Source organism: Spirosoma terrae, assembly GCF_010435915.1.
Taxonomy (GTDB): Bacteria; Bacteroidota; Bacteroidia; order Cytophagales; family Spirosomataceae; genus Spirosoma; species Spirosoma terrae.
This window is the reverse complement of sequence record NZ_JAAFZH010000024.1, coordinates 90,715-97,464: the sequence shown is the minus strand read 5'-3', so window position 1 is coordinate 97,464 and position 6,750 is coordinate 90,715. Positions and strand designations below refer to the sequence as shown.

Sequence of the window (6,750 nt, the reverse complement as noted above, 5' to 3'; positions counted from 1 at the left end):
CACACCCGGAATACCCGGCTCACTCGCATCCTGAATACCATTCTTGTTGGTGTCCACCCACACGAAGTCGCCCAAAGAGGCTGGCAATGGAATAATACCGGCATCAACATTTGGATTGTTACGTGCGGTATCTGCCACCGGTTTACTTGTATCTATAGTATATATACGAGTAAACCCATCTGGACCAGCATCACTATCGATTGAATCGGCTGGAGTAGATAGTACATCTTTCGCAGTAAACGTAAAGCTTGTAGGCGCGATAAACCTGACTTTATAGCTTCCATCGGTTAGGCTATCAAACAAGTATTTACCACCACCTGCGGTAATGGTCGAATCAAGTTTGGTGGTACCTGTAGAATCGTACAGAAAGACGGTTACGCCATCGATACCTGTTGGGCCATCATTTTGTAAGCCATCCTTATTCGTATCTACCCATACATAATCTCCTAAACTTCCATAGGGCCCCTGAATTACCTGAATATCGCAGCAATTCAATGCAGGGCAACTAGCAATCGTAGCCGTAAACCGATACGTTCCCGGACTTTTAATTGTTAGAGACGAATCCGCATTGATGACAGCTAAATCCGGTGAAACAATGGCGACGTCCTGATTATTACGATACCAGGTCACTCCGCGATAGCCGGTAGGAATCGTTACTGTAAACTCATCTCCCGCATACCAATATAGAGGAACCGAAAAGCATACGCTTGAATAGTCGTCCTCAACCAAACTCTGGTTATTAGGCTGCGAATCAGAATCAGGCTGATCGGCTGATAATACTTCCGCCGTATTAAACCAAACCCCGCGCGCTATTACGGTTGCCTGAAGAGTCAAGACCGCGGAATCTCCTGGTGCGATAGACCCTATATTCAACTGTCCTGTAGCAGCTGTATAAGTTCCCGTACCACGCACCAACGATGCAGAAGCAGGGACATAGGTGACGCCTTCAGTGGGTAGCTGATCTCCTACAACTATATTCGTTGCTGTAGCCGTTCCAGGAGCGTTTCGAACCACAACGGTATAGGATAATACGTCGCCTAACGCTGGATTCTGATTGCTAACTTTTTTAGAGACGCTCAAGTCTATAGTAGACTGAGCTTGTGTTTGAGTTGACAGGGCCAGTAAACAAACCAATCCCATTAAGAAACTGGCTGCTCTATATACCGTTCTTGAGCGATATAAACTAGTATATAAGGCTATAAACGGAAATAGCAGCATTTGTAAGCTGTCAGGCTCTGATGAACCTATCCTCCCTGATGTTGGGCCTCGACCCATATCAATTACCCTTTGTGAATCAGGGTTGAGATATAATCGGCTTAGTAAAGTTCGCTCATTCATTGATTGTTTTCCTAAAATAGTGGATGCTTGGTGCAGAAACTTTGTTGATCGATGAAGCTGGCCCGGCGGACCAGTCAGTGGTATATCTGGAGGTCCACAATCAGTATAGAGGGGAATATTCGCGAACGTTCTTTTAGTGGAAAGTCCGAACCGCCTTTTAGGTAGACGGGCTGATTGATTTTTTTCTTGTGAGTAGCCTGCTGTCTGCAAGAGTTGCAGAAAATACGTAATAATCCGGCCTGCCAGACGAGCGATATGCTTTCCCTCAGCATTAAAACCTTTCGGTTTATGCGTAAGAAATAAACTTGATAAAGCCGTAAGGCATGTTGTGCGTAACGTAGAAATTACTCTCATCTGCAACCTTATTTGGGGCGACATACTTAATCTCAAATTGAACCCTTGCGATCAGCAATTATTCAGACAGATAAACCATCTACAAGTCACGGTATACCATGCCAATCTACAAGAGCCATTTTGCTTCATTTAAATGGAACGAAAACTATGCCAATTAACAGTTTTTGCCAGGTGCTCTCGATCAATAACTATCAAAAGATCACATTTCGAGCATTTCAATTAAACAGAACTCCAAAAATAGTCACCAATTGTCTATCAATGGATTTTGAAGGTTCGAAGCTTCCAATGCTTTTAATTGTTCTGCCTTGGTTAGCGAAAACTATGCCAATCGTTTCCCGGATTAGTACGGAAACCTTTTTATTGATTTTGTACACACAATGGGAATGCACCCTATTTTAGAGGGTACCGAAAACGCAATAAGGAGAGAGAATATATCGAAGGGTATTCGTAAACTAGTCACATCACCTATGTTCGATCATGTATACTAGTTTATGGCAACAAATATATATAGGAAACGGCTCAGAAACCAACATTGGGTACAGACTTATTATCTATAAAATGAAGAGAGCGACCCTATTGAGTCGCTCTCTTCATTTAGAAAACCATATTTCTAAAAATCATACCCTAATGTCAGATAGGCAATAGGTTTGCTAACGACCTTGTTTTCAAGCCCCCATCCGTAGTCAAATTTAACGTAATATCCGAACAACATCGTTCGGGCTCCAGCACCATACCCAATCAGGAAAGGGTTTTTGAAATTCGTTACGGTTGCCCGGAACGGGATACTCCCCCCTCCTACTATTTCTGTATTCAGGCTGTTTTGCTGGCTAAATGGCCCTTTACCCGACCATGCAGTACCAATATCCGTAAAAGCAACAAGTTGCAGATTTCTCAAAAAATTCGATGTAACGTTACCTCTGTACAAATAACGAACTAGTGGCAGTCGAAGCTCTGCATTAAATAACATATGGCTGGTTCCCGTTAGCTTACCCTGCCGGAATCCACGTAGAGGAGCGGCAAAATCCAGAAAAAACACGTTCCGATAATCGTAAGGAATTTCGTTAGGGATTAGATTAGGGACCAGCAGGGGATTGGACGCAATCTGCTCTTTGATTGACGAGTTGGCCCCAACCCAGTTATCCATCCCTCCTAATGTACTTTGTTTAGGAGCAGGTCCACCCGATTGACTGAACGAGAAACGAGCCGCTAGTATTAGGTCGCGGTGAATTTTCTGATAATGCCGTAAATCAATCGATAATCGTCGGAAGCTTTCAGCCGATGAGCGTAAACCAGCATATTCATCAAACTTCACCTTTAGTCTTGTACCAACGGCGACATTGGCACCACTCGTTTTTGTATTGTCAAAAACAAACTCGCCCCGCAAACCTGCATAGTCAGACGTACGATCTGGCTCATTGAATGATGAGATGTCAATTAACCGAGTCATCGCGTAAAAAGGCGCTACCGTAAACCGGCTATTAACAGAAATAGGATAGGAGGCAGAAACAGCAACCCGGTTGTATCTGTATTTCTGGCTTAATCCTGCATTATCAACAAATAGCGTACTACGATCAACCCGAGCCCCATAATCGATTCGATGAGTTAGATTGGTATACTCAGCAAACAGATCACTGTTTCGAAGCGTCGTTGTAATAAACAATCCGCCCCGGATCACATGGTTTTCCAGGAGATCGGTTAACGTAACATCCTGAGAATAGCCGAATCCTTTAGCCGAAATTGGGTCGATCCGCCAGTTCGAGTTGGCATCAGTTACCGTAAATATACCTTTATAATTAAAGGGTCCCCGGATGGTGATATTCTCCCGACGACGGTTCCGGGGTAAGGCCGTTGATAAGGTTGGCGCATTACCCATAATGGAACGACGTTGCCGGTATTCGTTCGCTTTTAGTACGTCGGCATCGAACTGGTAATTGTCAGTATCTACTTCACCCGGTTCTAAAGCAAGTCGTTTCGTCGAATCTGGTCGTACAACACCCGTTTGCGTACCTTTTGCTGCAGCCGTATCGCCTAGAGCAACCTGTCCGGTCGAATCTGTTTTTGGCGTAGTAGCCCGATTTCCTTTGGCCTGTACTTTTGCCGTAGCAGACCCAGTAGCAATACTCCTTGGAGTCGGTGTTGTTTGAACAGTCTGCGTCAGGTTCAATTGCGAGCGAAAGCCTATATATGTTTCCCCGTTTTTAAGGCTGCTGTAGACAAAACCACCATTAGATGGATTCAAATCATATAACTGAATGCTTTCCGGGAAAGCAGTAACCTGACCTATCGAACCAGATTCGGTATCCAGTCGATACAAATTTTTTATTCCGTTAACATCGTTCAGGAAATAGAACACTGTTTCACTAGCCGGAGTAGGTTGAGTAGCATGAGACAGGGAATCTGTCAAACGTTCCAGAGAAAAATCTCTTGCTCCACCTTCGTGGGTAAAAAGGCTTAATCGATCGGTAATGGTTTTATAGGACCCTTTATCTACACCTAACGTATCAAGTTTGCGATTGGAGCTAAAAACGACTTCTCTGGCAGTACGTCCGATAAATTGAGGATACAAATCATCATACAGATCGTTGGTAAGTTGCTGATACGAGCCCCGATTGATACTGTATAAGAATAAATCGTTTTGACCACGGCGATCTGCACTCAAAATCAGGCTACCACCATCTTCAGAAGCATCAACAGATACAATTTGCGTTAACCCATTGACCTGACGCTTAAATTGGCGCTTAGGCTTTTTCTCAAAATCGCTGAACTGATACATGTTGGTTTTACCCAGCTCATCCGTAACAATAATCAAATTATTACCACGCTGCCAGGCGACCAACGGCGTCGTTGTTCTCACCGTTAAGCCATCCAATCGATAGCCTCCCTGCAATACCGTTGTTTTCTTTTTATTGGTTGTATTAATTACCTCAACCCGATATTTCCCATCACGTAATGTTGCATAAGCAATATACTGTTTGTCAGGACTTAACTTCAGGCTACTGAGTATAATTTCATCATCAGGATCGCTTAGCTTAATTTGAAAATCATCAGTACTAGCCCGATAGCCTTGTGATACCGTATTGGCCATACCGGCATAGTAATCACGCCACTCGCGCAGGAAGCGGCTGTAAGGAACACCTAATGTGCTCGAAATACTACTTTGTTCGTTACGTATAATACGGGTAAGATTCAGAATATTTGATACGTTATCGCGACCGTATTTCTGCACAATGTAGTTCCAGATAGAATGGCCTACCCGCTCAGCCTCTGTTCCCGACAGTAAGGAAGGTTTCCGAACAGGACGTGTTTGCGATACATCGCGCATGTAATCATCCAGCTCAACGCTATTTCCTTCTGCAATGTAGGATGCAATACCCGGCATAAACCAGTCGGGCAAACTCAGTAACAATGAACTTTGAAGCGCATCTTTCAGACTGCCGCCATACAACATGTCATAGACAAATAGCATTGATACGTCATGGACTATTTGCCGCCGAAAGCTAATCTGATCACCCGTGAAAGCCAGCTCGATCCGTGATTTCGATAAATCCTGTTCCCGTCTGTTCAGACTACCCTGCGTATTCAGCCCAATGTTGCTCTGGGCCAGCTCTGAGGGTGAATTAAACAAGAAGATTTTGACCCGATTGTAGGGCGTATAGCCCAGCAACTCCGTAATCCGGTCGAATTCCGATTCGGCATACTGAGCCGTTAAATTCGCGATCTGCGTCCCATCCTGATAATAGTAGATTTCAAAATTGGAAGTTCTGATAATCTTCCAGTCAAAAGTCCGGTATTGAATCCGGTTTTTCCCAAAACGTTCCAGATCTGGATAGTTTTGCGCCGTAGCCAGACTGAGCGTCCCCAGCCACAGACCCATCAACAGAATGTATTGATTTCGCATACTGATCAAACAACATTAAACACCCAATTAAGACGCTGGCCGCTAGCTTATAAAGGCCAAAATCCACCGTCTAGAATCTGGTGTTTTGAGTAACGCTATAATAACGAAACATATCGGTTAATATTCACTTCAGACTCTAATTCTTCTTGATCCAATAAATAACGCGCAAACTGTTCAGCCAAATAAGGAGCTAACGAAACTCCTTTAGTGCCCATACCCCCAAAAATTCCGATTGATGGCTTCGTGGGGTGGATACCAATAAAAGGACGCCGGTCTTTGGTTGATGGCCTGATTCCGGCCTGCTGGGCGACTATTTGATAAGGAATTTTTAAAATCGACTGTACCTTCGACTCTAAAAACGAACGCCCATCGTCAGTTGTTTGCCAATCCAGATCATGCCATGAGTAAGTAGCACCAATACGTACTAAACCCGTCCGAATTGGCAAAATAAATACACCCTGATTAACTATAGTTTTAATAGGATAATCATCAACAACCGCCGTCAGAATCTGTCCTTTCACGGGATTGTACGGAAGCCAGTCAAATAATGGATTCTCGCGCGCTTGAACGCCATCACAAAATATGACTTTATTAACCTTTATATCTTTCCAAAGAATAAAATCATCATTTACAGTCAAATCGTTGACCGATACTACTCCCTCGTAATATTGACTTTTTCTAATAAAATACCCTTTAATAATTCGAGTAAATTCATTTAAATCGAGCCACCCCGCCTGTGTTACCTCCAACCCACCATAAGGATTATTAATAAATCCACTATACAACTGATCATCAACAGTTTGCGCTACGTATCGTGCAATATCCGGGTTTGCAGTGAGAGCCAAATAGTCGTTCCGTTCAGCAGTCGACCGGAATGGTCGGTATATATGTTTAGGATGAAAGAACCGAACATCGAGCGCTTGCTCAACCTGTGAATAAAATTGATGCAGAAATGGGAATAACTCATCGGCCTTCCAGGTATGTACCAGTTTGCGGCCAGTTAACGGATTAACGATTCCAGCAGCAACCGCAGAGGCCGATGGTAACGTAGGATCATTGGCAACCAATACTGAACATCCGCGCTGGTCAAGAATCCAGGCCAAAACAGAACCAGCAATGCCCTGCCCTACTATCAAAAAATCGGCAGTCATTCGTTAGAA

The 6,750-nt window shown here is 43.8% G+C and carries 3 protein-coding genes; all 3 read right to left on the bottom strand.

The features are described from left to right. The coding region (locus GK108_RS30095) for an SdrD B-like domain-containing protein (protein WP_317166599.1) at positions 1–1,080 on the bottom strand (1,080 nt) is incomplete at its 3' end. Positions 1,081–2,302: 1,222 nt separating this feature from the next. Further along, a complete protein-coding gene (locus GK108_RS30090; protein WP_163955302.1) occupies positions 2,303–5,590 on the bottom strand; it encodes a hypothetical protein in 3,288 nt (1,095 codons plus the stop codon). A 95-nt stretch (positions 5,591–5,685) separates the two neighbouring features. Beyond that, positions 5,686–6,741 (bottom strand): NAD(P)/FAD-dependent oxidoreductase, encoded by a 1,056-nt coding sequence (locus tag GK108_RS30085; RefSeq protein WP_163955301.1) that lies wholly within the window; start codon positions 6,739–6,741, stop codon positions 5,686–5,688. Between the last annotated feature and the right edge of the window lie 9 nt (positions 6,742–6,750).